Source organism: Paenirhizobium daejeonense, from assembly GCF_014280875.1.
Lineage (GTDB): Bacteria > Pseudomonadota > Alphaproteobacteria > Rhizobiales > Rhizobiaceae > Allorhizobium > Allorhizobium daejeonense.
Window position 1 is genome coordinate 174,377 of the sequence record NZ_JACLAL010000007.1, and the last position, 26,083, is coordinate 200,459.

The 26,083-nt window shown below is 61.6% G+C and carries 24 protein-coding genes; 19 read left to right on the forward strand and 5 right to left on the reverse strand.

Annotated features, from left to right (window positions below; translation table 11 throughout):
- Positions 1-15 precede the first annotated feature (15 nt).
- Both H4I99_RS18280 and lysA read right to left on the reverse strand, forming a co-directional pair.
- On the reverse strand, positions 16-1,602 hold the full coding sequence (locus H4I99_RS18280; protein WP_163897976.1) for an ABC transporter substrate-binding protein: 1,587 nt from the start codon (positions 1,600-1,602) through the stop codon (positions 16-18).
- 131 nt (positions 1,603-1,733) lie between these two features.
- Positions 1,734-3,059 carry a diaminopimelate decarboxylase gene (lysA, locus tag H4I99_RS18285; RefSeq protein WP_163897979.1) on the reverse strand — a complete coding sequence of 442 codons (1,326 nt, stop codon included), beginning with the start codon at positions 3,057-3,059 and terminating at the stop codon, positions 1,734-1,736.
- A 222-nt stretch (positions 3,060-3,281) separates the two neighbouring features.
- On the opposite strand from lysA, the gene H4I99_RS18290 reads away from it, so the two are divergent.
- The 3 genes from H4I99_RS18290 (at position 3,282) to H4I99_RS18300 (ending at position 6,685) form a co-directional block, all read left to right on the forward strand.
- Positions 3,282-4,205: a LysR family transcriptional regulator gene (locus H4I99_RS18290; protein WP_163897982.1), complete on the forward strand. Its 924-nt coding sequence runs from the start codon at positions 3,282-3,284 to the stop codon at positions 4,203-4,205.
- Between the two features lie 121 nt (positions 4,206-4,326).
- Positions 4,327-5,352 carry an AraC family transcriptional regulator gene (locus tag H4I99_RS18295; RefSeq protein ID WP_163897985.1) on the forward strand — a complete coding sequence of 342 codons (1,026 nt, stop codon included), beginning with the start codon at positions 4,327-4,329 and terminating at the stop codon, positions 5,350-5,352.
- A 295-nt stretch (positions 5,353-5,647) separates the two neighbouring features.
- Positions 5,648-6,685, forward strand: a complete 1,038-nt coding sequence (locus tag H4I99_RS18300; RefSeq protein WP_163897987.1) for a zinc-dependent alcohol dehydrogenase family protein — start codon at positions 5,648-5,650, stop codon at positions 6,683-6,685.
- 312 nt (positions 6,686-6,997) lie between these two features.
- Here the strand turns inward: H4I99_RS18300 and H4I99_RS18305 are convergent, their stop codons facing one another.
- Positions 6,998-7,426 carry a DUF983 domain-containing protein gene (locus H4I99_RS18305; RefSeq protein WP_163897990.1) on the reverse strand — a complete coding sequence of 143 codons (429 nt, stop codon included), beginning with the start codon at positions 7,424-7,426 and terminating at the stop codon, positions 6,998-7,000.
- Between the two features lie 153 nt (positions 7,427-7,579).
- Complete coding sequence (locus tag H4I99_RS18310) at positions 7,580-8,983, reverse strand: aminotransferase-like domain-containing protein (RefSeq protein ID WP_163897993.1); 1,404 nt, start codon at positions 8,981-8,983, stop codon at positions 7,580-7,582.
- 371 nt (positions 8,984-9,354) lie between these two features.
- Here H4I99_RS18310 and H4I99_RS18315 point away from each other — a divergent pair, with 371 nt between their 5' ends.
- From H4I99_RS18315 to H4I99_RS18360, 10 genes are all read left to right on the forward strand, one after another.
- Positions 9,355-9,837: an MSMEG_0572/Sll0783 family nitrogen starvation response protein gene (locus tag H4I99_RS18315; RefSeq protein WP_163897995.1), complete on the forward strand. Its 483-nt coding sequence runs from the start codon at positions 9,355-9,357 to the stop codon at positions 9,835-9,837.
- Between the two features lie 71 nt (positions 9,838-9,908).
- Complete coding sequence (locus H4I99_RS18320) at positions 9,909-10,967, forward strand: Nit6803 family nitrilase (protein ID WP_163898296.1); 1,059 nt, start codon at positions 9,909-9,911, stop codon at positions 10,965-10,967.
- Positions 10,894-12,012, forward strand: a complete 1,119-nt coding sequence (locus tag H4I99_RS18325) for an MSMEG_0568 family radical SAM protein (RefSeq protein WP_163897998.1) — start codon at positions 10,894-10,896, stop codon at positions 12,010-12,012. The genes H4I99_RS18320 and H4I99_RS18325 overlap by 74 nt, the downstream gene beginning before the upstream one ends.
- Positions 12,009-12,551, forward strand: coding sequence for an MSMEG_0567/Sll0786 family nitrogen starvation N-acetyltransferase (locus H4I99_RS18330; protein ID WP_163898001.1), 543 nt, complete (start codon positions 12,009-12,011; stop codon positions 12,549-12,551). The genes H4I99_RS18325 and H4I99_RS18330 overlap by 4 nt, the downstream gene beginning before the upstream one ends.
- 2 nt (positions 12,552-12,553) lie before the next feature.
- Positions 12,554-13,528 carry a sll0787 family AIR synthase-like protein gene (locus H4I99_RS18335; protein ID WP_163898299.1) on the forward strand — a complete coding sequence of 325 codons (975 nt, stop codon included), beginning with the start codon at positions 12,554-12,556 and terminating at the stop codon, positions 13,526-13,528.
- The gene (locus H4I99_RS18340) at positions 13,525-14,679 is read left to right on the forward strand and encodes an MSMEG_0565 family glycosyltransferase (RefSeq protein ID WP_163898004.1); all 1,155 of its coding nucleotides are present in this window, start codon (positions 13,525-13,527) and stop codon (positions 14,677-14,679) included. The genes H4I99_RS18335 and H4I99_RS18340 overlap by 4 nt, the downstream gene beginning before the upstream one ends.
- A complete protein-coding gene (locus H4I99_RS18345; protein WP_163898007.1) occupies positions 14,672-14,959 on the forward strand; it encodes an MSMEG_0570 family nitrogen starvation response protein in 288 nt (95 codons plus the stop codon). Before H4I99_RS18340 ends, H4I99_RS18345 begins: the two co-directional genes overlap by 8 nt.
- A gap of 14 nt (positions 14,960-14,973) precedes the next feature.
- Positions 14,974-16,245, forward strand: a complete 1,272-nt coding sequence (locus tag H4I99_RS18350) for an MSMEG_0569 family flavin-dependent oxidoreductase (RefSeq protein ID WP_163898011.1) — start codon at positions 14,974-14,976, stop codon at positions 16,243-16,245.
- A 2-nt stretch (positions 16,246-16,247) separates the two neighbouring features.
- Positions 16,248-17,156, forward strand: coding sequence for a Pnap_2097 family protein (locus H4I99_RS18355; protein WP_163898014.1), 909 nt, complete (start codon positions 16,248-16,250; stop codon positions 17,154-17,156).
- 270 nt (positions 17,157-17,426) lie between these two features.
- The gene (locus H4I99_RS18360) at positions 17,427-18,791 is read left to right on the forward strand and encodes an amidase (protein WP_425314393.1); all 1,365 of its coding nucleotides are present in this window, start codon (positions 17,427-17,429) and stop codon (positions 18,789-18,791) included.
- A 502-nt stretch (positions 18,792-19,293) separates the two neighbouring features.
- On the opposite strand, the gene H4I99_RS18365 is transcribed toward H4I99_RS18360, so the two are convergent.
- Positions 19,294-20,526: a LysR substrate-binding domain-containing protein gene (locus H4I99_RS18365; RefSeq protein ID WP_163898017.1), complete on the reverse strand. Its 1,233-nt coding sequence runs from the start codon at positions 20,524-20,526 to the stop codon at positions 19,294-19,296.
- 111 nt (positions 20,527-20,637) lie between these two features.
- On the opposite strand from H4I99_RS18365, the gene H4I99_RS18370 reads away from it, so the two are divergent.
- From H4I99_RS18370 to H4I99_RS18395, 6 genes are read left to right on the forward strand one after another with little or no spacing between them, the layout of a single operon-like run.
- A complete protein-coding gene (locus H4I99_RS18370) occupies positions 20,638-21,372 on the forward strand; it encodes a PIG-L deacetylase family protein (protein WP_163898020.1) in 735 nt (244 codons plus the stop codon).
- Positions 21,369-22,043 carry a 4-carboxy-4-hydroxy-2-oxoadipate aldolase/oxaloacetate decarboxylase gene (locus H4I99_RS18375; RefSeq protein ID WP_163898023.1) on the forward strand — a complete coding sequence of 225 codons (675 nt, stop codon included), beginning with the start codon at positions 21,369-21,371 and terminating at the stop codon, positions 22,041-22,043. The genes H4I99_RS18370 and H4I99_RS18375 overlap by 4 nt, the downstream gene beginning before the upstream one ends.
- 46 nt (positions 22,044-22,089) lie before the next feature.
- Entirely contained in the window at positions 22,090-22,974 is an 885-nt protein-coding gene (locus tag H4I99_RS18380; protein WP_163898026.1) for an NAD(P)-dependent oxidoreductase, read from the forward strand.
- A 1-nt stretch (position 22,975) separates the two neighbouring features.
- Positions 22,976-24,490, forward strand: a complete 1,515-nt coding sequence (locus H4I99_RS18385) for a tripartite tricarboxylate transporter permease (RefSeq protein WP_163898028.1) — start codon at positions 22,976-22,978, stop codon at positions 24,488-24,490.
- 26 nt (positions 24,491-24,516) lie between these two features.
- Positions 24,517-25,506 (forward strand): tripartite tricarboxylate transporter substrate binding protein, encoded by a 990-nt coding sequence (locus H4I99_RS18390; protein ID WP_163898031.1) that lies wholly within the window; start codon positions 24,517-24,519, stop codon positions 25,504-25,506.
- Complete coding sequence (locus H4I99_RS18395) at positions 25,503-26,009, forward strand: tripartite tricarboxylate transporter TctB family protein (protein WP_164490827.1); 507 nt, start codon at positions 25,503-25,505, stop codon at positions 26,007-26,009. Before H4I99_RS18390 ends, H4I99_RS18395 begins: the two co-directional genes overlap by 4 nt.
- The last annotated feature ends 74 nt before the right edge of the window (positions 26,010-26,083 follow it).

Sequence of the window (26,083 nt, forward strand, 5' to 3'; positions counted from 1 at the left end):
GCCGCGCAATAGGTCTTACTCGACTTCCATCTGGTAGTAGCTCATGTCGCTCCAGCCGTTCCACGGAACGGTGAAGTTCTTCACGCGCGGCTGTACGACATAGGTGTGATCGAGGCTGAACAGCGGTACCCAGGCGGCATCTTCCTGCACGATCCGCTCGTTCATCTTCTGATAGAGGGCGCAACGCTCGTCGGCATTGGTCATCGTGCGCGCCTTGTCGAGCGCGGCGAAGACTTCCGGATCGTTGTTGTTGTAGCCGCGCACGGCCGTGCCGCTCTTGCTGAAGAAGGTGTAGAAGAAGTTGTCCGGGTCGTTGAAGTCGGCCGACCAGGTCTGCGTGTAGTTATCGACGGTGCCGGCCTTGCGGGCATCAAGGTAGGCAGACTCGTCCATCATCTTGATCTGGGCGTTGAAACCGGACGCCTTGATCTGGGACTGGATGATCTGGTTCATGTCAGACCACTTCGACGACCAGCTGCTGACCTGCGTCAGGTTGATGTCGACGCCGTTCGGATAGCCGGCTTCGGCCAGAAGCTGCTTGGCCTTTTCCGGATTGTACTCGATCGGGGTCGCCGGAGCATAGCAGGTCACACCGCGCGGCATGACGCCGTTTTCGATCATGCCCTTGCCGTAGAAGTTCTTCTCGAGGATTTCCTGGCGGTTGATCGCCATCTGGAAGGCCTTGCGGACGCGCACGTCGTCGAAGGGCTTCACCGCCTGGTTGATGTTGTAATAGTAGATGCCGACGCGCGGGCCGGACCGAATTTGGTCCTTCCACTTGTCGCTGGAGAGGAAGTAGGGCAGCTGCGTCGTGGCGTAGTCGACGTCGAACACGTCGAGTTCGTCGGATTCGAACAGCATGCGCAGGGTTTCCGCATCGGCCACGACGCGAACCACGATCCGGTCCAGCTTCGGCCGGCCCTTGTAGTAGTTCTCGTTTGCTTCCATGACCTGGCTGTCGTTCAGGTTATATTCCTTGAGAACGAACGGGCCAGTACCGTTGGTGGTCTCCGGCGAAAGGCCGAACTGATCGCCGAGCGGCTCGGTGAACTTGCGATTGAAGATCGAGGCCTGCGGGCTCGCCATCAACGCGATGAACGCGGCATAAGGCTCCTTCAGGACGATCTTGACAGTGTAATCGTCTACGGCCTGCAGGCCGCGAACGGAGGTTGCTGTGCCGTCCAGACGCTCGCTTGCGCCATCGACGAAATCGAGAATATCGGTGCCGAGCGCCTTGGTCTTCGGATCCAGCATGCGGTCGAAGGTGAAGACGACGTCATCGGCCTTCAGCTCTTCGCCATTGTGGAAAAGCACGCCCTTGCGCAGGTGGAAGGTGTAGGTCTTGCCGTCTTCCGAAACGTCCCAGCTCTCGGCGAGGCCGGCGGTGAGCTTCGACTGGCCGGGGCCGCTGGTCTCGGCCTCGACGAGACGGTCGAAGATGTTGAGCGGCAGCGTGTAGGCGTCCGAGGTCTTCTGGACGTCGGCCGTCTTCGGATCTTCGGTGTAGGCGATCCGCAGCGTGTGGTCGGCGGCAAGAGCCGGCGACATCAACGTCAGGCCGAGAAGGCCGGTCGTCACCAGGAGTTTCAGTTTATCAAGCATTCAGTTCTCCTTCTTCTTTGTTAGTTCCCCAATCCCGCGGATGCGGGGCATCGGCCCCGCCTTTGCGGCTCGTTCCGGACCGGAACGGTTCACGGCCCGTCCCTCCCAAGGGATCGGGCCGCGCAATATGTTCAGCCGGCAGCTTTCCGCGCCGGGGCAGGGCCGTTCTGCCAATTGCCGCCGTCTTCAAGCTCCAGCACTTCGCGAATGCTCTGCCGGCGGCGGATGGTGCGGAAGTGATCGCCATCGACCAGCACTTCGGCCACGAGATCGCGCGAATTGTAGGTCGATGCCATCGAGGCGCCGTAAGCGCCGGCGCAGTCGAACGTCAGAAGATCGCCGGCCTTCAGTTCGCCGAGCCCTTCATAGGCGCCGAAATCATCCGAGCTTTCGCAGATCGGCCCGACGATCCGGTAGCGGGGCGCTGCGGCCGCGCCCTTCGCCTGATGGAACGGTAGAACGGGGTGTTTGGCATCATAAAGCGCGGGGCGCATGAGGTCGTTCATGCCCGCATCGACGATGGCGACATAACCGTCCTGACCGTCCTTGAGATAAAGCAGTTCGGTGACCAGAAGCCCGGCGCGGCCGACCAGCCAGCGGCCAGGCTCCACGGTCAGCTGACAGCCGAGGTTGCCGACGGTCTCGGCGATGATCGAGGCATATTCGGCGATATCCGGACCCGGATTGTCACCGAAGGCGATGCCGATGCCGCCGCCGAGATCGAGGCGCGGAACTTCGAGCCCCTTGGCACGCAGCGCCGTCACCAGCCCTGCCATCGAGGCGAAGGCGTGGCGGAACGGAGAAAGGTCCTGAACCTGCGATCCGATATGAACGGCCAGCCCCTGCACGTCGAGTTCCGGCCGTGCGGCAGCCTTGGCGTAAAGTTCGGGAATGTCGTCGATGGCGATGCCGAACTTGCTGTCCTTGGTCGCCGTGGTGATCTTGGCGTGGGTCTTGGCGTCGACATCCGGGTTCACACGCAGCGCAATGGTGGCGCGGCGTCCGAGAGAGCGGGCTACCTCCGCGATCACCTCGATTTCCGCAGCGGATTCAACGTTGATCTGGTGAATGCCGGTTTCGAGAGCATGGGCGATTTCGGCCCGCGTCTTGCCGACACCGGAAAAGATGATCCGCGAGGATGGCGCGCCGGCAGCCAGCGCTCGCTCCAGTTCACCGCCGGAGACGATGTCCATGCCGCAGCCGAGTTCGGACAGGAGCCGCAGAACGGCGATGTTGCTGTTCGCCTTCACCGCGAAACAGATGGAAACGCCGATGGGGCTCAGCGCATCGGAAAGAACGGAATAAGCCCAGCGCATCGCCTCTGCCGAATAGCAGTAGAACGGGGTCGGAACCTGCCTCGCGATGTCGGTAAGACAGAGGCCTTCCACATGCAGTTCGCCGGCGCGATAGTGAAACCACGCCTGCTGGTCCGACTGAATTTTCCGGGGGGTCGTCATTACCATGTATCGTGTCATCCCATCACGAATGTCGGCCTGTCCGGCCGTCGAATGCGTGAGTGATTTCAGATATTGTCATGCTTGGGAAATAATTGCTAAAGCCGTCTTATTCATTTTTGATATATGCAAAATGGCTGACATTGATGTTCGTCATTTCCGGGAGGGGTGGAAAACCGCCAGAACAAAAGCTCTTTTCCCGGCTTCAGGGAGAAGGAACCGGCGATGCGTCTCAACCAGCGCCAGATCGAGGTTTTCAACGCGGTGATGGTCAACAAGAGCGTGACGGCCGCCGCCGCCGCACTCGGAACTTCCCAGCCGACGATCAGCCGCGAATTGCGCGAAATGGAACAGCGGATCGGCTTCGATCTGTTCCTGCGTTTCGGCAAACGCCTCACGCCCACCAACCAGGCATTGCTGCTGCATGAGGTGGTGCGCCGGTCCTTCGTCGGCATGGACGAGATCAGCCGCGCGGCATCTGCGATCCGCACCTACAATGCTGCGAACTTCCGCATCGCCACCATTCCGGCCTTCGCCGAATCCGTCATGCCCCGCGTCGCCCAGAGGCTTCAGAAACAGCGCCCGGCCGTGCATCTCTCCCTCCATTCGCTGGAAGAACTTTCCCTGCAGCACGAGGTATCGACCACCGTCTTCGATCTCGGCGTCACCGAGGGACGGTTCGAACAGCAGGGCGTCATCAGCCAGAATATCGAGGTTGGCGAACTGGTCTGCGTGCTGCCGATCGGCCACCCTCTTGCCGGGAAGAAGGTCCTGATGCCGGAGGATTTAAACAACGAACCCTTCGTCTATTTCTCCCAGGACGACCCCTACAGACGAAAACTGGACGATATCTTCTTCGAGGCTGGCATCACCCGCAGCTACGCGGTGGAAACCACGACGGCGGCCAGCGTCTGTTCGATGGTCTCCGCAGGGCTCGGCGTCTCGATCATCAATCCGCTGACCGCCGAAAACCACATCGGCAAGGGCGTCGTGCTGCGCCGCCTCGGCGTCAGCGTTCCCTATTCGCTCGTGGTCTGGCGCCCCGCCAAGAGCAGCCGCTCGCGGCTGGCGGAGCGGGTCATCGCCACGCTTTCCGACGTCGCCGCCGAAATGCGCCAGACCCTGCAGGCGGCGTTGAACAGGGAATAGACAGAAAACCTCGCCGATCCCGCCCGAGGATCGGAAGCGGGCGTCGCATGCTGCAATCTGCCAATTGAAATCTCCGCGTTTGCGGGCACAATGCCGGCGGTATCTGGAGGAGGATGCTCGAATGCTGGAAAATGCGCTGGTCTACGATGCGCAGGGCCAGCCGCTCCTGAACGGAAAACTGAATGCTTCCCGGGAGTGGGCTGAGGTCAACGCGTTTTGCAATAGGGTCTACATGCCGCTCGCGGCGCGGCCGCTGGTAAAGGGAGCGGACCCGAACGCCACCTTGCGCACCCTTTCGATCGGCCGGATCATTCTAAGCCGCTTCTGCTTTGGCGTGCCGACAAAGGCCGATGAATTCGATCCATCGTCGGGCAACATCATCGTCGTCAACACCATGCGGGGCAGCGTGCGCCATCCGCTTGCAGATGGTGCCAGCATCGATACCCGTCCCGGCGACAGCTATGTGGTCGATTGCAGCCGCACGGACTACTGGAACGTCGCCAATGGCGACGACCTGCAGTTCAACCTGACCATCCCCCACAGCCTGATGGAGGAAACGGCGCAGCGATGGTACGGCTTTGTTCCCGAAGACGACCTCTGGAAGAAACGCCTGCTGTTCGGTCGGGGCAATTCCGCCTGGCTGTCGCTCGTGGACTACGCAACGCGATCCGTCGATGCCCGCGACGACCGCATATCAAGCCCGCTGATCGAAAAGCGCATTGAGGAAATGCTGTGCCTGGAGTTGTTGCGCGGATGGGCGGAATGCTCCGGCCTCAACCTCGATACCGGCGCGCGCGGCGCCGCGCCGAGATATGTGCGCGAGGCGGAACGGCTGATGGAGGAACGGGCGCATGAGGGTCTCTCGGTCATCGAGATTGCCGCCGAAGTCGGCATTTCCGCCCGAAGCCTTTCCGATGGCTTCAGGCGGTTTCGCGGCATCACGCCGCACGATTACCTGACGGCACGCCGTCTCGACGGCCTGCGCAAGGCGCTGGAGGAAGCACCTCCCGGTGAAACGGTCTCCTCGATAGGGCTTTCGCGCGGCTATGTGAACCTCACCGCTATGGCCACGAGCTATCGCCGGCGCTTCGGCGAAAGCCCCTATCAGACGCTGCGCAACCGCCCGGCCAAGCTCCCGGCGACCTGACAGGCAGGGGGTCCGAACGGGGCCTGACGCCCCGTATTTCCTGACTTCCCGAAATCGCAGTTTCTCCGAACGGCGAGCGCCGGTCCGTTCCGGCGGTGGACTTGTCTTGTCAGCCAATTGCTTCTGTTTTCGATCATCCGCTTCCGTAATGGAGCAAAGCTCGGCCAGCGGCGATCCTCCCCGTTGGCTATGGTGGCTGCGGGTGTCGTTTTGCACTCCACCATCCGGACAGGAGACCGGTTTGTGCGATCTTTGTAATATCATGCTGAGGGGCATACCCCCTAGGGAGGATCTGATGAAAGCGCTTGTCTATAATGGACCGGGCAAGAAGGATTGGGTCGAGAAGCCCAAGCCGGTCGTGCAGGAGCCGACCGATGTCATCGTGAAAATCACGAAGACGACCATCTGCGGCAGCGACCTGCACATTCTGAAGGGTGATGTACCGACCGTCACCGAGGGACGCACGCTCGGCCATGAAGGCGTCGGTATCGTCGATGAAGTCGGCAGCGCGGTGCGCAACTTCAGGAAAGGCGATCCCGTCCTGATTTCCTGCATCACATCCTGCGGCTCCTGCCCCAACTGCAAGCGGCAGCTCTATTCCCATTGCGACGACGGCGGCTGGCAGCTTGGCCATACGGTCGATGGCACGCAGGCCGAATACGTTCGCATCCGCCATGGCGACAACTCGCTTTATCCGATCCCGGCCGGGGCGGACGAGGAAGCGCTGGTCATGCTCTCTGACATCCTGCCCACGGGTCTGGAAATCGGCGTGCAGGCGGGCGGTGTGAAGCCGGGTGACACCGTCGCCATCGTCGGCGCGGGTCCGGTCGGCATGTCGGCGCTGCTCACTGCGCAGTTCTACTCGCCGGGCAAGATCGTGATGATCGACATGGACCCCGCGCGACTGGCGCTCGCCCGCCAGTTCGGCGCTACCGATACGGTGCAGGTTGGCTCTGAGGATGCGGCCGCCAAGGTCATGGCGATGACCGACGGACGTGGCGTTGATGTTGCCATCGAGGCCGTGGGCGTGCCCGCGACCTTCGATATCTGCCAGAAGATCGTCTCGGCCGGCGGCAAGATCGCCAATGTCGGCGTTCACGGCAAGCCGGTGGAGCTTCACATCGAAGATCTCTGGATCAAGAATATCAACATCTCGATGGGCCTGGTGAACACCAACACCACGCCGATGCTCTTGAAGACGGTGGAGGCCGGCAAGTTCGACCCGAGCAAGCTGATTACCCATCGTTTCGCGCTCGACGAGATCCTCGACGCCTACGAGGTCTTCGGAAATGCCGCTCGCGAAAAGGCGATGAAGGTCATTCTCGCGGCCTGAGGCCTGGACGGCATCGAATGCAAGCGCCACCGGACTCCAAATAAAAGGACCCGGTGGCTTTCATTTTTCAAGTTTCGGCTGGCCCGTCACGGTCTCCGTCAACCGTGCAGCGATGAATGGCCGGAGAAAGATCAGCGCCGGGGGCCGAGATAGGTGTGCTACAACCAGCAGCTTGCGGGCCACCATGTTCATCGTGGAGTCCTGTCAAATGCGACCACGCCTCACCATTATGTACCAAGCGGAACTCGCTTGGCGCTTTGCCTAGGTAATCACTTCACTGCCGGGCAATACAGACTCGCTTCTTGATATCGCTCATTCTCCGGGAGAAAGAGCTGCTTCCTTATCCTCAAGACCTGAAGCCGGCCTGGATGCTCTGACGAGCTTTCCTTCCTCTGCCTTGTAAAAATACTGACTAGCCACCAGCCAACCTTTCAGCGGGCGCAGCGGGGGTATGCAGGTCAGGAACATGAAGGGAATGGTGACGAGGAGATGGACCCACCAGGCGGGCTGGAACTGCACCTCCAGCCAGACACCGAGTGCCACGCTCGGCACGCACGCAAAGCAGATGACGAAGAATGCCGGACCGTCAGCGGGATCGGCAAAGGAGTAGTCCAGCCCGCACGCCTCGCATCTCTGGTTGAGCGTCAGAAATCCCTTGAAGAGGTGCCCCTGGCCGCACCGGGGGCAACGACCGCGAATGCCTGTCTGCATCGGGGATAGGGAGGGCCATTCGGTTCGCATGACATCATTCCTTGTCAGAGCGCGCAATCAGGAGCACTCAATATCGATATTGAATGCATTCATTTCAAGCTACATGATTGCATTCAATGAGTCGACATGCCAGAACGCCGCAGGCATTACGGCATGCTCCGCGCGACGGCGAAGCGAAACGCCTCAGAAGAATGAGCCGGCCATCTCAGGCGAATTGGCCAGCGCATGGCCCATGAACTCAACTGCTGCCTTGAGTTGCGGGCGCTGGATCGGGCCTCCGAGGCACACCCGGACCGCTTCCGGGGCGGAGCCGTCCACGGCGAAGGCATCGCTTGCCACCACGCCGATCCCGGAGGAGCGCATGTGACTGCCGAAGGTGGAGCGCGTCCACCCCCCGGTCAATGGCAGCCATATGTTGAAGCTGATGGGATCGCCGCGATAGCTGCCCTTCGGCAGAATGTCGGCCACGAGTTTCTGCCGCGCCGCCGTCTCGCTGCGGATGAAGCGCAGGATACTGTCCGCCGTACCGTCTTCGATCCAGCGGGTGGCAAGCGCCACCGAGAGCGGTGAGGCCATCACATTGTTGGCCCGCATGGCGCTGACGAACGGCCATGCCGCCTTGGTGTCAGGGGCCACCACATAGGCCAGCCGCAGGCCGGCCCCGATGCATTTGGCAAGGCCGCCGATATGCCAGGTCAGGTCCGGGGCCATGGCCGCGAGCGGCGGCGGACTATGGAGCGGAATGAAGCCATAGGCGTCGTCCTCGACGATCGGTACGTGATACTTGCGCGCGACCGCGCAGATCTCCTCCCGGCGCTTTTCCGGAATTGTGAACGTCATCGGGTTCTGCAGCGTCGGATTGAGATAAAGCGCCTTCGGCTTCTTCATCTCGCAGGCCTCGGCAAAGGCAGCCGGAATGATGCCTTCATCGTCCATCGGCAGGCCGGCAATGTTCAGCCGCAACAGGGCGGCGATCGAGCGCATGCCGGGATAGGTTATGTTTTCCGAAAGCACCGTCTCGCCGGGCTTCGCCAGCATTCCGAAGAGAGCGAGCAGCGTCGGATGGGCGCCGGGCGTCACGAAGATACGCTCCTGGGAGGGCACGAGGCCGCGGCGGCTCAGCCATGCGGCGGCGGCTTCCTTGTCCATACCCGCACCCCCGAAACCCTGGTAACGCAGGAGCGGCACAAGGTTCGTGGCCACGGATGAGAACCCCTCGCGCATGCGCGCGATCAGGTCCGGATCATCCGGCTCCGGTGGCATGTTCATGGAGAAGTCTACGACAGACGCCCGGCGCGGATCCGGCATGGCATCCGAGATGAAGCCGCGACGCTCCCTGTCGGCGCCGCCGGTGACAAAGGTTCCGCGACCGACATGGGTGCTGACGAGGCCCCGCTTCTGAGCCTCCAGATAGCCCCGCGCCACAGTGGTGAAATCGATTTCGAGCCTTCTGGCGAGTTCCCGCTGCGGCGGCAACCGGTCCCCGACAACCAGATGGCCGCTCCTCAGGTCCATTTCGATGACATCGGCTATCGCCATGTAGCGAGGGCCGTTGCTGCGGCTGAGGTCGGGGGTCCAGGTCTTCATCTCGTGCGGCATCCATTGGTCAGGGCAATGATTGACTGTATATTGTTGCCCGGCATCCATGTCACCTGCGAAAGCACGGACAATGCGACGCATGTTGCGTTGCCCGGAGTGCTGGCCGGTTCGGACGACGCCGGGAAATCGCAATGAATGCATATTGATTGCATTCATTTTTGATATTGATGATTTCGTTTTCAGCAGGCTTTGCCGCTATTTTTGACTCTTCTCAAGTTTGAGCCAGCTATTGACTGTATATTTGAATGCAAAAAATCACGATTTGATTGCAAATTGGGCAAATACAATACTGGCATACTGCTTGCAATTGAATGGCTGTACCCCACTCCGGGGCCTGACTTCAAACACAGGAGCCATTCATGCCCGCAGTTACCGCACCGGCCCACGCCGATGGAGATTTCTTCGTCGACTACGAGGAAAAGGTCTTCGAGGACGTCCAGGCCAAGGAAGGTGAAAAAGCCCTCATCACCTTTCACACCGTCGCCTTCGAGGGATCGATCGGCCTCGTCAACCTGTTGCAGGCGAAGCGCCTGAAGCGGAAGGGCTTCGAAACCTCCATTCTCCTTTACGGTCCCGGCGTCACGCTCGGCGTGCAGCGCGGCTTTCCCAAGCTCGGAGCCGAAGCCTTTCCCGGACATCTGAACTTCAACAACCAGCTCAAGGGCTTCATGGAAGAAGGCGGCAAGGTCTATGCCTGCCGGTTCGCGCTTCAGGCGCTTTACGGGCATGGCGAACCCTCGCTCATTCCTGGCATCCGGCCGATCAATCCGCTCGACGTGCTGGACCTGATCCTGATCCACCGCCGCGACGGCGCCTTCATCCTCGATACCTGGACGCTCTGACGAGCGTTCGCATAGCCGGAAGGCGGAGTTCATCGGCTCCGCCTCCGCAATTCCAACCGGAGGATCTGATGATGGAGAAAAACACGACCATGCGGAAATCGACGGTCAGGGCGGCCGCCGCCCAGATCGCGCCGGACCTGATTTCCCGCGAGAAAACACTGGAGCGCGTACTGGAAACCATCCGGGAAGCGGCATCCAAGGGGACCGAACTCATCGTCTTTCCGGAGACTTTCGTTCCCTGGTATCCCTATTTCTCCTTCGTGCTGCCGCCGGTGCTTTCCGGCCGCGAGCATGTTCGCCTCTATGAAGAGGCCGTGACGGTGCCGAGCGCCGCGACCGACGCGGTGGCAAGCGCCGCCCGCGAACACGGCATCGTGGTGGCGCTTGGCGTCAACGAGCGCGATCACGGCTCCCTCTACAACACCCAGCTTCTCTTCGATGCCGACGGCAAGCTCATCCTGAAGCGGCGCAAGATCACGCCGACCTTCCATGAGCGGATGATCTGGGGGCAGGGCGACGGCTCGGGATTGACCGTCGTCGAAAGCGGCGTCGGCCGCATCGGCGCTCTCGCCTGCTGGGAACATTACAATCCGCTCGCCCGCTACGCGCTGATGGCGCAGCACGAGGAAATCCATGTCGCCCAGTTTCCCGGTTCGATGGTCGGGCCGATCTTCGCCGAGCAGATGGAGGTGACCATCCGCCATCACGCGCTGGAGAGCGGCTGCTTCGTCGTCAATGCCACCGGCTGGCTCACCGATGAGCAGATCGTCTCGATCACTCCCGACCAGAGCCTGCAGAAGGCGCTGCGCGGCGGGTGCATGACGGCCATCGTCTCCCCCGAAGGCAAGCATCTCGCTCCCCCGATCACCGAAGGCGAGGGCATCCTGATCGCCGATCTCGACATGAGCCTCATCGTCAAGCGCAAGCGGATGATGGACTCGGTCGGCCACTATGCCCGCCCCGAACTGCTGCATCTGGTCATCGACGGCCGCGCCACGGCGCCGATGGTCGCTTCCCAGAACTCTTTCGAAACCCCGACTGCAAGGAGCAGCAACGATGGAAACCGCGACACGTCCTTCGACCGAGATCCTGATCAACGAGTTGCAGTCCTTCGGAGCCAGGCTGGTTGATCCGAAAGCGGGTCAGGAAAGCCGCCGCGGCGGTGCAGGCCCGTCCGACCACAAGCCCATGACCATCGATGGCATGACCGTCATGGTGCCGGTTCATACCGCGCCGGCATTCGAAAGCCCTTATCTGGTGGAAAAACCCGACGAGACCGGCAAAAGCCGGATCAGTCGCGACGGTCAGGTGCTGGGCGAGGTTTCCTTTCCGTTGCGGCCGCGCTTTTACGAACGCTCGACGGCGGATGGCATTCCCTATTCGCAGATCGCGGTGCTGCATGGCCGCGACGTGCTGGCGACAACGGTGCTGCAGACCTGCATCCGCTATCAGAGCCGGACAAAGACCTGTCAGTTCTGTGCCATCGGCCAGTCGCTGGCAGCCGGACGCACGATCGCCCACAAGACGCCGGAGCAGCTTGCGGAGGTGGCGAAGGCCGCCGTCGAACTCGATGGCGTCCGGCACATGGTCATGACCACCGGCACCCCGAAGGGGTCAGACAGGGGCGCCGCGATCCTCGCCGACAGCGCGCGGGCCATCAAGGCGGCCGTCGACCTGCCGATCCAGGCGCAATGCGAACCGCCCGAAGACGACGGCTGGTTTCAGGTGATGAAGGATGCGGGCGTGGACGCGCTCGGCATGCATCTCGAAGTCGTCACGCCTGAAGTCCGCGCCCGCATCATGCCCGGCAAGGCGCAGGTCTCCATCGAGAAATACATGTCCTCGTTCAGGGCGGCCGTCGAAGTCTTCGGCCGCGGGCAGGTCTCCACCTATATTCTCGCCGGCCTTGGCGATACGCGTGAGGCGATCCTCGACATCTGCGAGAAACTGGTGGCGATCGGCGTCTATCCCTTCGTCGTGCCCTTCGTACCGATTTCCGGAACGCCGCTTGAAAGCCATGCCGGTCCGAAGCCCGACTTCATGCATTCGATCCTCGGACCGCTGTCGAGAATGCTGGTCGACAGCGGTCTCAAGGCCGTCGACATCAAGGCCGGCTGCGGCAAATGCGGTGCCTGCTCGGCCCTTTCCACCTATGAAAGGATGCTGACGAAATGATCTTCGAGCCCTTCGCGCCATATCAGGCCGGTGAATTCCAGGTGAAGTTCGCGACATCCGCATGGGAGCGGCAGGAAGCGCATGCACTTCGCCGCGCCGTCTTCTGCGAGGAACAGAAGATCTTCCAGGGCGACGACCGCGATGCCATCGACGATCATGCGATCCCCATCGTCGCGCTGTCGATGATGGGGGTGACCGCCGACCGGCTGGTCGGCACCGTCCGCATCCATCAGGAAACCCCGGGCCTGTGGTGGGGCTCCAGGCTCGCGGTGCATGAGGATTTCCGCAAGATCGGTGCGCTCGGCGCAACGCTGATCAGGCTTGCCGTCTCCTCCGCCAATGCGATGGGCTGCCATACCTTTCTCGCCAATGTGCAACCGCAGAACGGACTGCTCTTTCGCCGGCTGCACTGGGATGTGGTCGAGGAATTCGAGATCTACGGCAAGCCACATCTGCGCATGAAGGCGGACCTCGCCTGGTATCCGCCCTGCGCGACCCCCGAAGCGGGCTTCGTCGCCCTCCCGAGAAAGGCGGCATGACCATGAGCGCCATCGACATCCCGGCTCTTGCCAGCAAGCTTTCGGCATCCGGCGGCATCGCCGCCAAGGCGGATATCGGCACGGTTGCGGAAAGCCTCGGCCTTGCCGGCCAGCCGGTCGCCGTCGGCGACGATTGCGCCGCACTTCCCGATGGCGATGGCTATCTTCTGTTCGCCATAGAAGGCTTCATCAACGAATTCGTCGCCGCCGATCCATGGTTTGCCGGCTGGTGCGGCGTGATGGTCAACATCTCCGACGTCGCTGCCATGGGCGGGCGGGCGATTGCCGTGGTCGATGCCGTCTGGGCGAATGGCGAAGCGGCTGCTGCGCCGGTTCTGAAAGGCATGCGCGCTGCCGCGAGGACCTTCGGAATACCGATTGTCGGCGGTCATACCAATATCCGCACCGATCGCAGCCAGTTGTCCGTCGCCATCCTCGGACGAGCGTCGAGCCTGCTGACGAGCTTCGACGCGAAACCGGGCGACCTCCTGATCGCGGCGATCGACCACCGCGGACGCTACCGGGAACCCTTCAACAATTGGGAAGCAGCGACCGACGCACCGCCGGCCCGCCTGCGCGGCGACCTCGAAATCCTGCCCGAAATCGCAGAGGCCGGACTGGCACTCGCCGCCAAGGACATCAGCCAGGGCGGCATTCCCGGCACGGCCATCATGCTGGCGGAATGTTCCGGGGTCGGCATCGAGATCGACGTCTCCGCCATTCCCCTGCCGGCGGGCGTCACCCTCGACCGCTGGCTCGCCACCTTTCCGAGCTTTGGTTACCTCGTGTCCGTTCCGCCGGACAATGTCGCAGCCGTCCTTCAGAAGTTTTCCGCGCGCGGCATCGTGGCCGCCGCTATAGGCGCCGTCACCGACGGCAGCGAGGTCGCCATCAACGCCGATGGCGTCCGCGCGGTCATCCGCGACCATGCCCGAACGCCGCTGCTTCAACTCGCTCGACGGGAGGAGGCTGCATGAGCCGGCTGCTGCGCATCGCCATGCTCACGCATTCCACCAATCCCCGCGGTGGGGTGGTGCATGCCATGCAGCTTTCCGAAGCCTTGACCGCTCTTGGTCATGAGGTGGTGTTGCATGCCCCGGATGCGAAGGGCGCGGGCTTCTTCCGCAACCCGGCCTGCGGCACGGTGTGCATCCCCGCCGATCCGGCACCGGCCGGCATGACGGCGATGGTGGAGCAGCGGATTGCCGATTACGTCAGGCATTTCGAGAACCCGGCGGCGCGGGATTTCGATATCTTCCACGCCCATGACGGCATCTCCGGCAATGCGCTCGCGACCTTGAAGCAACGCGGCCTGATCCCGGCTTTCGTCCGGACCGTGCATCACATCGACCAGTTCACCGATCCGCGTCTCATGGAATTGCAGGATCGGTCGATCGACATGGCGGACGTCTTCTTCACCGTCAGCGCAACATGGCGGCAGGCGCTGCTGGAGCGCGGGCAGGCGGCTACCGTCGTCGGCAATGGCGTCGATGTCGATCGTTTCGCGCCCGTCTGGAATGGCGAACAGACGGCGCTGCGCGACCGCCTCGAACTGCCACCCGGTCCGACGTTTCTGAGCGTCGGCGGCGTGGAGGCACGCAAGAACACGATCGCCATCCTCGACGCCTTCCGGCAGCTGCGCGTCGTCCTGCCCGATGCCCAGCTTCTGATTGCCGGCGGTGCATCGCTGCTCGATCATCAGGGCTACCAGGAGGAATTCCGCTCCGAACTGGCCATGCTGCGCGAACACGCCGCCGCAGTGCATCTGATCGGTCCGGTTGCCGACAGGGACATGCCCAATCTCTACCGGCTCGCCGATGCCCTGGTCTTTCCCTCGCTGAAGGAGGGGTTCGGGCTGGTGGTGCTGGAGGCCATGGCCAGCGGCGTTCCCGCCATCGTCTCCTCCATCGCGCCCTTCACGGAATATCTCTCCACCGACGACGCAATCTGGTGCGATCCCCACCATCCCGCTTCCATTGCCGAGGCGATGGCCCTTTCCCTCGTGCCGCAGATCCGCGACCGGATCATTCCGCGCGGCCTCGACGTTGCCGCCCGCTTCTCGTGGCGGCGCGTCGGCGAGGCTCATCTCTCCGCCTATGCATCGCTGAAGGAGGCCATCCATGCCTGAAATGCGCTTCGTCATCGCCTGGCCGGATGGCCGGGAGGAGACCTGTTACTCACCCTCGCTCGTCATCAGGGATTTCCTCGAGGAGGGCCGGACCTATCCGGTCCGCGATTTTCTCGAGCGCAGCCGCAAGGCCCTGACGATTGCCAGCGACCGGGTCGAGGCGAAATACGGCCATCCCTGTTCGCTTGCCCGCGGCCAGCTCGCCCGCATCGAGGCCGCCGGCACGCCCTTCCTCCACGACGCTGACGCCCTCGTCAGCTGCCAAAGTTTCATCCTCTGAAAGGAACCACGTCCATGACCTCGTCCCTCAAGTCGCACTACAGCGCCGTCATCATCGGCGGCGGGCAGGCCGGCCTTTCCGCCAGCCACTATCTCAAGAAACACGGTATTGATCACATCGTCTTCGAGAAGAAGACCGTGGCGCACAAATGGAAAGACGAACGCTGGGATGCCTTCTGCCTCGTGACGCCGAACTGGCAATGCCAGCTTCCCGACCACCCCTACGACGGCGACGATCCGCACGGTTTCATGGTCAAGGACCAGATCCTCGCCTATGTCGACCGCTTCGTGAAGAAGGTGGACGCGCCGGTTCTGGAAGGAACGGCGGTCACCTCGGTCGAGAAGACCGGCGACGCCTTCAGGGTCGAGACTTCGGCCGGTACGGTGACAGCCGACAGCGTGGTCCTCGCCACCAGTCTCTACAGCCGCCCGGCAATTCCGCGCGCCGCCGAGCGCCTGCCGGAAAACATCCTGCAGCTTCACACCGCCGACTACCGCAATCCCGGCCAGTTGCCGGAGGGCGCCGTTATCGTCGTCGGCTCCGGCCAGTCCGGCTGCCAGATCGCCGAAGACCTGCATCTTGCCGGGCGCAAGGTGCATATGGTGACCGGAAATGCGCCGCGCTGCGCCCGCTTCTACCGTGGCCGGGACGTTGTCGACTGGCTTGCCGATGTCGGCCAGTACGACATCACCGTCGCCCATGACGGCATGTCGAAGAAGAAGCACGACACCAATCACTATCTCACCGGCCGGGATGGCGGACGCGACATCGACCTCAGGAAGTTCGCGCTCGAAGGCATGTCGCTTTACGGCCGCATGCAGGGTGTTGCCAGCGGCAGGATGCTGTTCGAACCGAACCTCAAGGCCAATCTCGACGGCGCCGATCAGGTCTATAACGGCATCAACGCCCTGATCGACCGGCATATCGCGGCAAACGGCATCGATGCGCCGCCGGCAAGCGTTTACGTGCCTCTGTGGGAACCGGAAAGCGAACCCGCCGAACTGGATCTCGAGGCCGAAGGCGTCACTTCCGTCATCTGGGCGACCGGCTTCCACCCCGACTGGTCCTATGTCGGCCTGCCGATCTTCGACGGCACCGGCTATCCCATCCAGCGGCGCGGCGTAACCGGCATCGACGGCGTCTACGTGCTCGGCCTGCCCTGGCTCTGGACCTGGGGTTCCGGCCGGTTCCTCGCCGTCGGCAGGGATGCGGAACACATCGTGGACCATCTGGCCCGGTATATCGAAGTAAGCCGTCAGATTCCCAGACAAGCGGCGGGCCGCTGAACATGAATCTTGCCGTTCTTGATCCACGGCGAGAGGTGCCTTCTGCACGCATGCTGATGGAGCGCGCGCTCGAACCTCATGTGCTTCTTGGCATGCCGCATCTCAATGCTCACGGTCTTTCCGAGACATGGCTGATGAAGGAGTTGGGGCACCGGCATTGGCTATTACTGGCGCTGAGGTTCGGCATGGAGAACGCCGATTTCCGCACGCCAGACGGCGGCAAGGCTTATGCCTCCATATGCGCGACGTCGCTCAGGGATGCGCGCCTGGGGATTGCCGTGGCAGACGATGTCTTGACGATCCGTTCGTCGCTGGTCCGGATATCGAGGACGCAATGGTCGAGCCGGCATCGGCTGAGTATCCGTGATATGGCAATCGGCGAGGTGGAACTGGTTTCAGCTTTTGTCCATCGCATGATCGAGGGCGACAATCGTTCGCTGGCACGGGTGGGCCATTGGGATGCTCCGGCTGAGGTTTCCAGCAAAAGCGAGCTTGCGGCGTTCGCAGCGTCCTTCCGGCGCGGAACAGCGAGTGGCCATCTCGGCATGTCGCCGCCGTCCGGCCCAGAACCGCTCAGCTACCGCTTCCAGCCAAGTCTGCTAGAGGAATTCAATGGCGCGGGCCTCTTCTATTTCGCCGAATTCCAGGCCATCGCAAACAGGGCGTTTGAAACCCGCTTTCCTGAAGCGGGCCATGCCTTCTCCCGCCGCGATGTCTTTTTCACCGGCAACATCGTGCCCGGCGAAATCGTGACCGTTCATATTGGATCCACGCGACAGATGGATAGTCTTCGATATACCTGCAAGCTCGTGCGGGAAGATGGTGAAGGCATCGCCTTTATATTCATTGAAGCTGCTGAAGCCCGAGAAAGCGGGATGCCGAATCCCGAGGTGGTTTCAAGCACATCTTGAAATGTTCTCATGTTCTGCCATGGATGCACAGGCGCTCGCCTACTCTGGCAACTACATGTGCGGCATCCTTTGGACCGCTGGTGGGCAGGTTGGATGATCGAGAAACTTTCTGGCTCGGGCTGCGGCGTGAGCATTTGCGTGGTATTGCCATCCTGTGGCCGTTTCTACAGCCAAAGAACCAATTCCGTTAAGGCGTCCCACGATGGATGAGCATAACTATCTCGTCCGGCGCTGGAGGCAGTTCGTCGGCCGATAAACTTTTAAAAGGGCATGGATATGGGGCATCTCGGCAAATCGGTCGCGCAGCTTTCGACACTTCTCCAGACAGGCGTGCTCGACCCGCGGGCACTTGCCGAAGAGACGCTGGATGCGATCCGGACCCATGCGGACCAGTCGATCTTCACCGTGTTGACGCCTGAAAGAGCGCTCGCCGAGGCGGGGCAGTCTGCGAAGCGGCTTGCCGAGGGCCGTTCGCTCGGCATTCTCGACGGCATCCCGATCGCCTGGAAGGATCTTTTCGACATGGAAGGCCTCACCACCACCGCGGGCTCGACGGTGCTGGCGAAGAACTCGCCTGCAACATCGGATGCCGCCATCGTCACCACACTGAAGCAGGCCGGAATGATTGCCGTCGGCCGTACCAATATGAGCGAATTCGCGTTTTCGGGCATTGGCATCAATCCCCATTACGGCACGCCGAAGAACCCAGCTTCCACCGACGTTCCCCGCATTCCCGGCGGCTCGTCCTCGGGTGCCGGCGTTTCCGTCGCCGCCGGCCTCGTGCCGGTCGCCATGGGCACGGATACGGGCGGCTCGATCCGCATCCCTGCTGCCTTCAACGGCATCGTCGGTTACAAGGGAACCCGCGGTCGCTACGCCATGGACGGCGTCTTCCCGCTGGCGGAGAGCCTCGATGCGCTGGGGCCGCTCTGCCGCAGCGTGCAGGATGCCGTCTGGGTCGATGCTGCCATGCGCGGGCGGACTGCCTCCGATGTCGTCAGGGGAACGCTTCAAGGGCAGTCGCTTATCGTGCCGGAAACCGTCTTCTTCGATGGCATCGAGGATGGCGTCGCCGCGGCCTTCGAAGCCACGCTCGAAAGACTTGCAAAAGCCGGCGCACGCATTCGCCGTCAGGCCTTCCCGATCTTTGCGCAGTTGTTCGAGATGATCGCCGAAAGGGGGGCTCTGGTGACAGCGGAAGCCTATGCGCTTCATCGCGAACGGCTGCATGGCGAAGATGCGGCCGGAATGGACCAGCGCGTCGTCTCCCGCTCGCTCACCGGCCAGAGGATCACCGCGCCGGATTACATCCACATTCTTCAGGTCCGCCGGCGCATGATCGCCGAGATGGCTCGCTCGACCGCTCCGGGTGAAATCCTCGTTTCCCCGACGCTCCCCCATGTCGCGCCGACCATCGAAAGTCTTCTCACAGACGATGCGGCCTTCTTTGCAGCCAACGGCAAGACGCTGCGCAACACCCAGATCGGCAATTTCCTCGACTGGTGCGGCGTTTCCATCCCCTGCGGTACGGGCGATGCCGGCATGCCCGTCGGCTGCCTGCTTTCCGGCCTGCCGAACACCGATGAACATCTCCTGTCGGTAGCACTTGCCGCGGAGGAGACGGTGCGCGGCTGATAATATCGCATTGACCTTGCCGGTGACGGGGTTGTCGATGTTCGAGGCTGGAGCCAATGAAGCAGGTATTGTTGATGTCGATATAGCTCAGTATGTGCATCTGATAGAATGATCGAGCGCGCGAACCGATGATCGTCAATGGATCAACCGGATCGTAGAACGCAGAGTTTTCTTACGGCGAAGCACGTGAATGTCAGACGCGTGATCATCATCAGACGGCTCCCGCATCAAAGACCATCACATATGCCGCGTCGATCTAGAAGGTCGTCCTTCCGCCGGGAGAGGAGGCCTGAAGCGAGCATCCGCTTGGATGCCAGTCGTTGCTCTACCCGCTTAGAACCGCTGCCGAGGTTGGCACGAAGAGGCGCGCAGTTGCCGCGGGCGGAGGGTGATCATGTCGTGTCCCCGATCCGGCATTCATGCCCAAGCCAGGCTTGAAGATCATCAACGGTAAAAGCGGCGGCAGCAACACCATTCGATATGGAGGGCTCGCGCCAGGCACTCAAAAATCGGGGAGATTTCGCTGCGATCTCAGCTGTTCCAAAAAACGAGATTGCAGTCCACTCGGCAACCAGTTTTCGCGCATGGTTATGCCAATCGTTCGCGTACCAAGCCGGTGGCGCACTTCATCTGCAACGGGCACGCATTTCAGCAGGCCCTCCCGTTCTTCGATCGCGATCTGCCGGCGAGAAAGCATGGAGAGGCGATCGCTCTCCAGAATAATGGCACGTGTAAGAACGAGGGAACTCGTCTCGATACTGGCACGAGGAGAGATGGAGCACTTTTCGAAAAGTGCGTCGAACGCGCTTCGGATGGGAGTTCCGGGGCTTTGGGCCACCCACTCCTGCTGTGCAAGCTCATCGAGCGATGCGGTTGCGCTGCGTGCCAGAAGGGGATGTCCCGGGCGGCCGACGATCGCATAGGGATCGTCGAACAGCGCCTCGGTCTTCAAGCCGACGAGATCGCTTCCAGAGCGCAGCGCGCCTATGAGAATGTCACTCGCGCCAATGCGCAATTGCCGAGATAGGAGTTCATAGGAGCCATCGGCGATTTCGATCCGGGCGGCCGGATAGGTCGCCAGAAGCGGGTTGATTGCGCGCGCGAGGAGCAGTGTGCGCGCAAGCGGCAGGCTGGCGATCTTGATGCGCCCCTCCATGCGGCCTTCAAGCTCCCGCAGTTCATCGTCCGCCTGTTCCAGTTCGGTCAAGGCGACGCGCCAATGCATGGCAAGCTTGTGCCCAATCGCGTTCGGTGCCACGCCGTTTGGGCCGCGCACAAGGACCGTCTTGCCGATATTCGCCTGCAATTCATGAAGGATCCGGTGTAGCGCCGCAGGTGAGCCTCCGCTGCTGAGGGCTGCCTCCGTTATGGAGCTACTGCTGGAAAGCGTAATCAATGCCTCGATCTGACGAAAGCTGATACGAGCCAGAATCTTGGAAATCACGGCCGGCTCGCGCTGCGAACTGGCGCCAAGCACATGGCTAAGCGCGGCATTGAGCTGGCTGTCCATGCGGCGCAACCGGGCCAGCAGTACTTCGCCGGCGGTTGTTGGCTGGCTGCCGGCGGCATATCGGTTGAGTAGCTTTGCTCCGAAATGGGCCTCAATGCCAGCCAGCGCCACTGTCACTGAGGGCTGTGAGACGTTCAACTCCGCGGCAGCTCGGTTGAGGCTACCTGTCTCGCATACCTGCATGAAGACGCGCAGATGGCGAAGATTGAGGCGGTTTGCGATCATGCGGAATCCATAAGTAAATTCGCAAAAAACTATAACTCGATACAGTTTTCATATTAGCACCTGATACCCGATTGGTGCCAGTTTCGCCTCGAAGATTGGAGGAAAATGCATATGCAGAACAGGACTGGACTCGTCGTTAGCGCGCACTCGGCGGATTTCGTGTGGAGGGCCGGCGGTGCGATCGCAGCGCATGCGAGGCAAGGCTATGACATCACTGTCGTATGCCTGTCGTTCGGGGAACGGGGCGAGTCGGCAAAGCTGTGGCGCAAGCCCGGCATGACGCTTGAGGCTGTAAAAGCGGACCGTCGCCGCGAGGCGGAAAATGCGGCTCGTGCGCTTGGCGTTCGCGATATCCAGTTCTACGATCTGGGTGATTATCCCATGCAGATCACCACGGAGGCCTTCGATCGGCTGGTTGATCTTTACCGCGCACTTCGTCCGGAGTTCATGCTGACCCATTCACGGCAGGACCCTTATAACTTCGACCATCCAATGGCGACCGAGTTTGCCCAGCATGCGCGGGTCATCGCACAGGCTCATGGCCATAAGCCGGAGGTGCCGGTACTTGGTGCGCCGCCGGTTTATCTCTTCGAGCCGCACCAGCCGGAACAGTGCAACTGGAAACCCAATTTCCTGCTTGATATCGGTGCTGTCTGGGAGAAGAAGCTGGAGGCGATCAAGTGCATGGAAGGACAGGAGCATCTCTGGGAATATTATACCCGGGTGGCTCTCCAGCGGGGCGTGCAGGCCTCGCGCAATTCCGACTACAAGATTGTCTACGGCGAGGCCTATGAAGCGGTGTTCCCGCATGTGACAGGCACTCTCGGTCACGGAGCGCTGGCATGAGCGTCGTCTATCGCAACATCGAACGCGCACCGCTCGATATCGTAAACGGCCTTGCCGATTGTGGCGTGGCAACGGTGCATGAGGCGATGGGACGCATAGGCCTGATGCAGTCCCATATGCGCCCCGTCTGGCGTGGCGCACGAGTCGCGGGCACTGCGGTGACCGTCTCGATCCCGCCGGCGGACAACTGGATGATCCATGTCGCGGTAGAGCAGTGCCGTGAAGGCGATATTCTTGTGGTCGCCCCGACGTCTCCATGTGATGCCGGATATTTCGGTGAACTGCTTGCAACGTCGCTGCAGAAGCGTGGCGTGCGTGGTTTGATCATCGAGGCTGGAGTTCGCGATGTCGCTGAACTGAAAGCGATGGGTTTTCCGGTCTGGTCGCGTTTCATATCCGCGCAGGGTACGGTCAAGGCCACCTTGGGGTCCGTCAATGTTCCTGTTGTTTGTGCCGGTGCCGCGATAGCACCGGGCGATGTGATCGTCGCCGATGACGATGGGGTGCTGGCCGTGCCTAAGGGTAAAGCGGAAATGGTGCTTCAGGCATCACGTGCGCGGCTGGACAAGGAGCAGCAGACCCGCGTGCGGCTCGCGGCCGGCGAACTCGGCCTCGATATCTATAAAATGCGCGAGGCGCTTGCAGCCAAGGGATTGACCTACATCGATTGATCGAAGTCGGGAAAGGGGGAGGAACCTTTCCCGCAAGGGAGGATAAATGACCAAAATTGCTTTCATCGGCTTCGGCGAGGCGGCGCAAGCCATCGCTGGCGGCCTTGCTGGCCGCAATGCGGCGGAGCTCAACGCCTACGACCTGCGCTTTGCAGATCCGTTGGCCTCTGCCGGTTTGCGTGAGAAGGCTGCCAAGTGCGGCGTGGAGCCGCTAGACGACATTTCCGGCATCGCTGCAGCAAATGTGGTCCTGTCGCTCGTCGTCGGTTCGGCGGCGCGCGCCGTCGCGGTTTCCGCTGCGCCACATCTTTCGGAAGGGGCGATTTTCATCGACCTCAACTCCGTTGGCCCCGAAACCAAGGCGCTTGCCGCCAAGGAGATTGCGACGGGCAAAGGCAATTTTGTCGAAGGCGCGATTATGGCGCGCGTTCCGCCATATGCCGAGAAGGTGCCTATCCTCGTCGCCGGCGAACGAGCGGGCGAGGCGGCCGAGCGACTCAACGCGATCGGGATGAACCTTGAAGCTGTCGGGGCGACCCCTGGACAGGCTTCGTCCCTGAAGATGATCCGATCTGTGATGATCAAGGGCGTGGAAGCGTTGTTGATCGAGGCACTCTCGTCTGCTGAGCGTGCAGGCGTGACCGAGCGCATCCTTGATTCCGTGCAGGAGACCTTACCCGGGCTCGATTGGCGGCAGGTGGCGGACTACTACCTTTCGCGAACCTTCGAGCACGGAGCCCGCCGTGTGACCGAGATGACGGAAGCCGCCGAAACGATTGAATCATTGGGCCTCGATGCTTCGATGTCTCGAGCCGCCTGCAAGACTATAGCCGCTGCCCATGCGGCGATGACGGATCAGGGGCTTGCCGTGGCTGATGGATATCGCGGCTTTGTGCCGGTGATGGCTCGTCGTATGGCGAAGGATCTCTGAGATGGACGGTATTCTCCAGTCGCTCGGCGTTATTTTCAGCTTTTCAGGCCTCGCAGTCCTCATCGCTGGTGCTTTGCTCGGCATCGTTATTGGTGCCCTGCCGGGACTGGGGCCGTCGATCGGGCTCAGCCTTCTCATTCCCTTCACCTACAATCTCGGCCCGGAACTGAGCATGCTGATGATGATCTCGCTGTACACCTCAGCCGAATATGGCGGGTCGATCAGCGCGATCCTGCTCTCCACACCCGGGACGGCAGCCGCGGCGGCCACGGCTATCGACGGCTATGCCATGGCGCGTAAGGGCAAGGCCAACGAAGCAATCTCGATTTCGTTGACCGCATCGACTGTGGGCGGTGTTTTCGGCGGGCTGGCTCTCCTGATGCTGGCCATGCCGCTCGCTTCGCTCGCCCTCAAGTTCGGCCCGGCGGGCTATTTCGCCGTCGGCGTCTTCGGCCTCACCTCGGTCGCGGCTCTGTCCGGCGGTTCGGTGGTGAAGGGGCTCATTTGCGCGGCCTTCGGACTTGCGCTCGCAACGATCGGAATCGATCCCATTGCCGGCACGCCGCGTTTTACCTTCGGCCTGTTCGAACTCTACGAGGGAGTTCCGTTTCTGGCTGCTCTCATCGGCCTTTTCGCCGTCTCGGAAGCACTTGTCATGATCGAGAGCCGTGTCGCGGCAGCGCCGGTCATCAAGGACAGGGTCGGTCACGTCTTCATGTCGGCGGCGCTTTGGAGGGAGACTTGGCGCTCCATGCTGTCGGGCTCGGTCATCGGCACCCTTCTCGGCATCCTGCCCGGCGTCGGCGGTAACATTGCCTGCTGGGTGGCGCGTGACTATGCCCGCGCCCGTGATCCGCATCCGGAAGAATATGGCCATGGTTCGGCCAATGGCATCGCCGCGCCGGAAGCCTCCAATAATGCAACTGTCGGCGGCGCGCTCGTTCCGTTGCTTGCACTGGGCGTGCCTGGTTCGCCTACGACGGCTATCATGGTCGGCGCATTGATCATGCACGGACTGCATCCCGGCCCGCAACTCTTCACCGAGGCGCCGTCTCTGGTTTACGCGATCCTCTTCGGTACGATCATCGCCTCCTTGGTGCAGTATGCTGCGGGCTCGCTATTCCTGCCCTTGATGGCCCGGGTCATGCGGCTGCCGGATGCGGTCATCGCCGTCGGCATCATGGCATTTGCCGTGCTTGGCGCCTTTGCCATCCGCAACCTGATGTTCGACGTCTATCTGATGCTCGGTTTCGGTGTCGTCGGCTATCTCATGAAGAAACTGCACTTCCCGGTCGCACCGATCATTCTGGCCATGGTGCTAGGCTATCTCGTGGAATCCAATTACCGGACCGCGCTGGTTTCCTCGCAGGGCGACTACACGATTTTTATAACCGATCCCGTCAGCCTGCTGTTCCTCGTCCTCAGTCTCGTCAGCCTGCTGACGCCGCTGTGGCGTCGGCTTAGAGCACGCCGCATGCGCCGGCTCGACGGAACGGTAAACGGCGCAATGCGCTAGACAGCCTATCAACTGGAGGAGAAAACATGACGATCAATAGAAGAACATTAGGCAAACGCCTGGGAGGAGCCGCACTGGGGCTTGCGCTTGCGCTTTCGGGCGTCGCCCTGCCAGGGCATGCGACTGCCGCCGGATTCCCGGAAAAGTCCGTGACACTTGTGGTCTGGGCGGGTGCTGGAGGGGCGCTCGATACCTATGGTCGCAAACTTGCGGAACTCCTGGAAAAGGAGTCGGGTTGGAGCGTGAAAGTTGACAACCGGCCAGGCGGCAGCGGTGCAGTCGGTGTTTCCCAGATCATGACTCAACCGGCAGACGGTTACAACATTCTCGTTTTCACCGGAACTCTGACCTTCGGTATCGCTCAAGGCTTGATTCCCTTCGAGCTTAAGGACTTCCGGATGCTACGCGCCATGCAGTCCGAGCCATCCTCACTGGCCGTCCTGTCGGACAGCCCGTATAAGTCCGTCGATGACTTCGTGAAATACATGAAAGACCATTCGAACGGGCTGAAGGTCGGTGGCCATGCGCCGGGCGGTTTCCACCAATACATGCTTTACCAGCTTATGAAGTCGGGTGGTTTCGAAAGCGGATGGATCCCGCATGATGCCTCGGGCAAGGTTACGCTCGCCCTGCTCGGCAAACATATCGACGCCGCCATGATGACCCCGTCAACCGGCCTGGCGCAGGTCAAGAGCGGCGACATCAAGCTGCTGGGCATTTCCACTGACAAGCGCAGCGAATTTCTACCTGACGTCCCGACTTTCAAAGAACTCGGTTATGACATCGAGGGGGCGGTTTGGCGCGGTATCGCGGTAAAGGCGGGAACTCCTGACGATGTTGTCGACAGCATCCAGGCCGCAGTGGACAAGGTCACGGCTTCCGATGACTGGAAGAAGTTCCAGGCCGAACAGTTCCAGGACAGTCCCGACTGGAAAGAGGAGGAGTTCACCAAGCGCGCTGAAAGCGATCTTGCTAGACAGTTCGAATTCCTCAAGGCAAATGGATACGTCCAATGACCAACCGGACTTCGGCTGTTCCAGACTCGACCCTCTCCTCCCCACGGGGGGGAGAGGTGCCGCGCCAGCACTTCTGGCAGAACCTCGTGGTAGCCTGCGTCTCGTTGGCATGGAGTGGCGGCTTCCTTTTCATGAGCCTTGCCCTCCCTGCCGGCCATTCACGCGGTGATGTCGGTCCGGGTTCGCTGCCTATGCAGGTGTCTATCTTTGGCCTGGTCGTTTCGGCGGTCTATCTCGTACAGGTGCTGCGCGGCTCGGATCTTGGCGGGTCGAGCGATAAGATCGACGTGGCGCGGGTGGCCGGCCTGCTCGGCCTCTTCGTTGCCGTGGTACTCGGCGCGAACTGGGTCGGGCTCGCCATTTGCCTGGGCGTCGGCACAGGCGTGGCGACGCTGCTTTTTCCCGGTGAAAAGCCCCTGTTGCGGGCAGTCGCGACAGGGTTCAGCTTCTGGCTGATCGCCTGGGGGCTGTTCGGAAAGTTGCTGGACCTTCCGCTTCCCTGAACGGGTCTGCTTCCGGTTCCTGCTTTATCGCAATCTCCGGTGTGGAAGCGTTTTCGCTCCGGCCGGACATACTC

Excerpts from the sequence above, each read along its gene's own strand:
- H4I99_RS18280 (WP_163897976.1), bottom strand. The coding sequence starts at position 1,602 with ATGCTTGATAAACTGAAACTCCTGGTGACGACCGGCCTTCTCGGCCTG.
- lysA (WP_163897979.1), bottom strand. The coding sequence starts at position 3,059 with ATGACGACCCCCCGGAAAATTCAGTCGGACCAGCAGGCGTGGTTTCAC.
- H4I99_RS18290 (WP_163897982.1), top strand. The coding sequence starts at position 3,282 with ATGCGTCTCAACCAGCGCCAGATCGAGGTTTTCAACGCGGTGATGGTC.
- H4I99_RS18295 (WP_163897985.1), top strand. The coding sequence starts at position 4,327 with ATGCTGGAAAATGCGCTGGTCTACGATGCGCAGGGCCAGCCGCTCCTG.
- H4I99_RS18300 (WP_163897987.1), top strand. The coding sequence starts at position 5,648 with ATGAAAGCGCTTGTCTATAATGGACCGGGCAAGAAGGATTGGGTCGAG.
- H4I99_RS18305 (WP_163897990.1), bottom strand. The coding sequence starts at position 7,426 with ATGCGAACCGAATGGCCCTCCCTATCCCCGATGCAGACAGGCATTCGC.
- H4I99_RS18310 (WP_163897993.1), bottom strand. The coding sequence starts at position 8,983 with ATGAAGACCTGGACCCCCGACCTCAGCCGCAGCAACGGCCCTCGCTAC.
- H4I99_RS18315 (WP_163897995.1), top strand. The coding sequence starts at position 9,355 with ATGCCCGCAGTTACCGCACCGGCCCACGCCGATGGAGATTTCTTCGTC.
- H4I99_RS18320 (WP_163898296.1), top strand. The coding sequence starts at position 9,909 with ATGGAGAAAAACACGACCATGCGGAAATCGACGGTCAGGGCGGCCGCC.
- H4I99_RS18325 (WP_163897998.1), top strand. The coding sequence starts at position 10,894 with ATGGAAACCGCGACACGTCCTTCGACCGAGATCCTGATCAACGAGTTG.
- H4I99_RS18330 (WP_163898001.1), top strand. The coding sequence starts at position 12,009 with ATGATCTTCGAGCCCTTCGCGCCATATCAGGCCGGTGAATTCCAGGTG.
- H4I99_RS18335 (WP_163898299.1), top strand. The coding sequence starts at position 12,554 with ATGAGCGCCATCGACATCCCGGCTCTTGCCAGCAAGCTTTCGGCATCC.
- H4I99_RS18340 (WP_163898004.1), top strand. The coding sequence starts at position 13,525 with ATGAGCCGGCTGCTGCGCATCGCCATGCTCACGCATTCCACCAATCCC.
- H4I99_RS18345 (WP_163898007.1), top strand. The coding sequence starts at position 14,672 with ATGCCTGAAATGCGCTTCGTCATCGCCTGGCCGGATGGCCGGGAGGAG.
- H4I99_RS18350 (WP_163898011.1), top strand. The coding sequence starts at position 14,974 with ATGACCTCGTCCCTCAAGTCGCACTACAGCGCCGTCATCATCGGCGGC.
- H4I99_RS18355 (WP_163898014.1), top strand. The coding sequence starts at position 16,248 with ATGAATCTTGCCGTTCTTGATCCACGGCGAGAGGTGCCTTCTGCACGC.
- H4I99_RS18360 (WP_425314393.1), top strand. The coding sequence starts at position 17,427 with ATGGATATGGGGCATCTCGGCAAATCGGTCGCGCAGCTTTCGACACTT.
- H4I99_RS18365 (WP_163898017.1), bottom strand. The coding sequence starts at position 20,526 with ATGATCGCAAACCGCCTCAATCTTCGCCATCTGCGCGTCTTCATGCAG.
- H4I99_RS18370 (WP_163898020.1), top strand. The coding sequence starts at position 20,638 with ATGCAGAACAGGACTGGACTCGTCGTTAGCGCGCACTCGGCGGATTTC.
- H4I99_RS18375 (WP_163898023.1), top strand. The coding sequence starts at position 21,369 with ATGAGCGTCGTCTATCGCAACATCGAACGCGCACCGCTCGATATCGTA.
- H4I99_RS18380 (WP_163898026.1), top strand. The coding sequence starts at position 22,090 with ATGACCAAAATTGCTTTCATCGGCTTCGGCGAGGCGGCGCAAGCCATC.
- H4I99_RS18385 (WP_163898028.1), top strand. The coding sequence starts at position 22,976 with ATGGACGGTATTCTCCAGTCGCTCGGCGTTATTTTCAGCTTTTCAGGC.
- H4I99_RS18390 (WP_163898031.1), top strand. The coding sequence starts at position 24,517 with ATGACGATCAATAGAAGAACATTAGGCAAACGCCTGGGAGGAGCCGCA.
- H4I99_RS18395 (WP_164490827.1), top strand. The coding sequence starts at position 25,503 with ATGACCAACCGGACTTCGGCTGTTCCAGACTCGACCCTCTCCTCCCCA.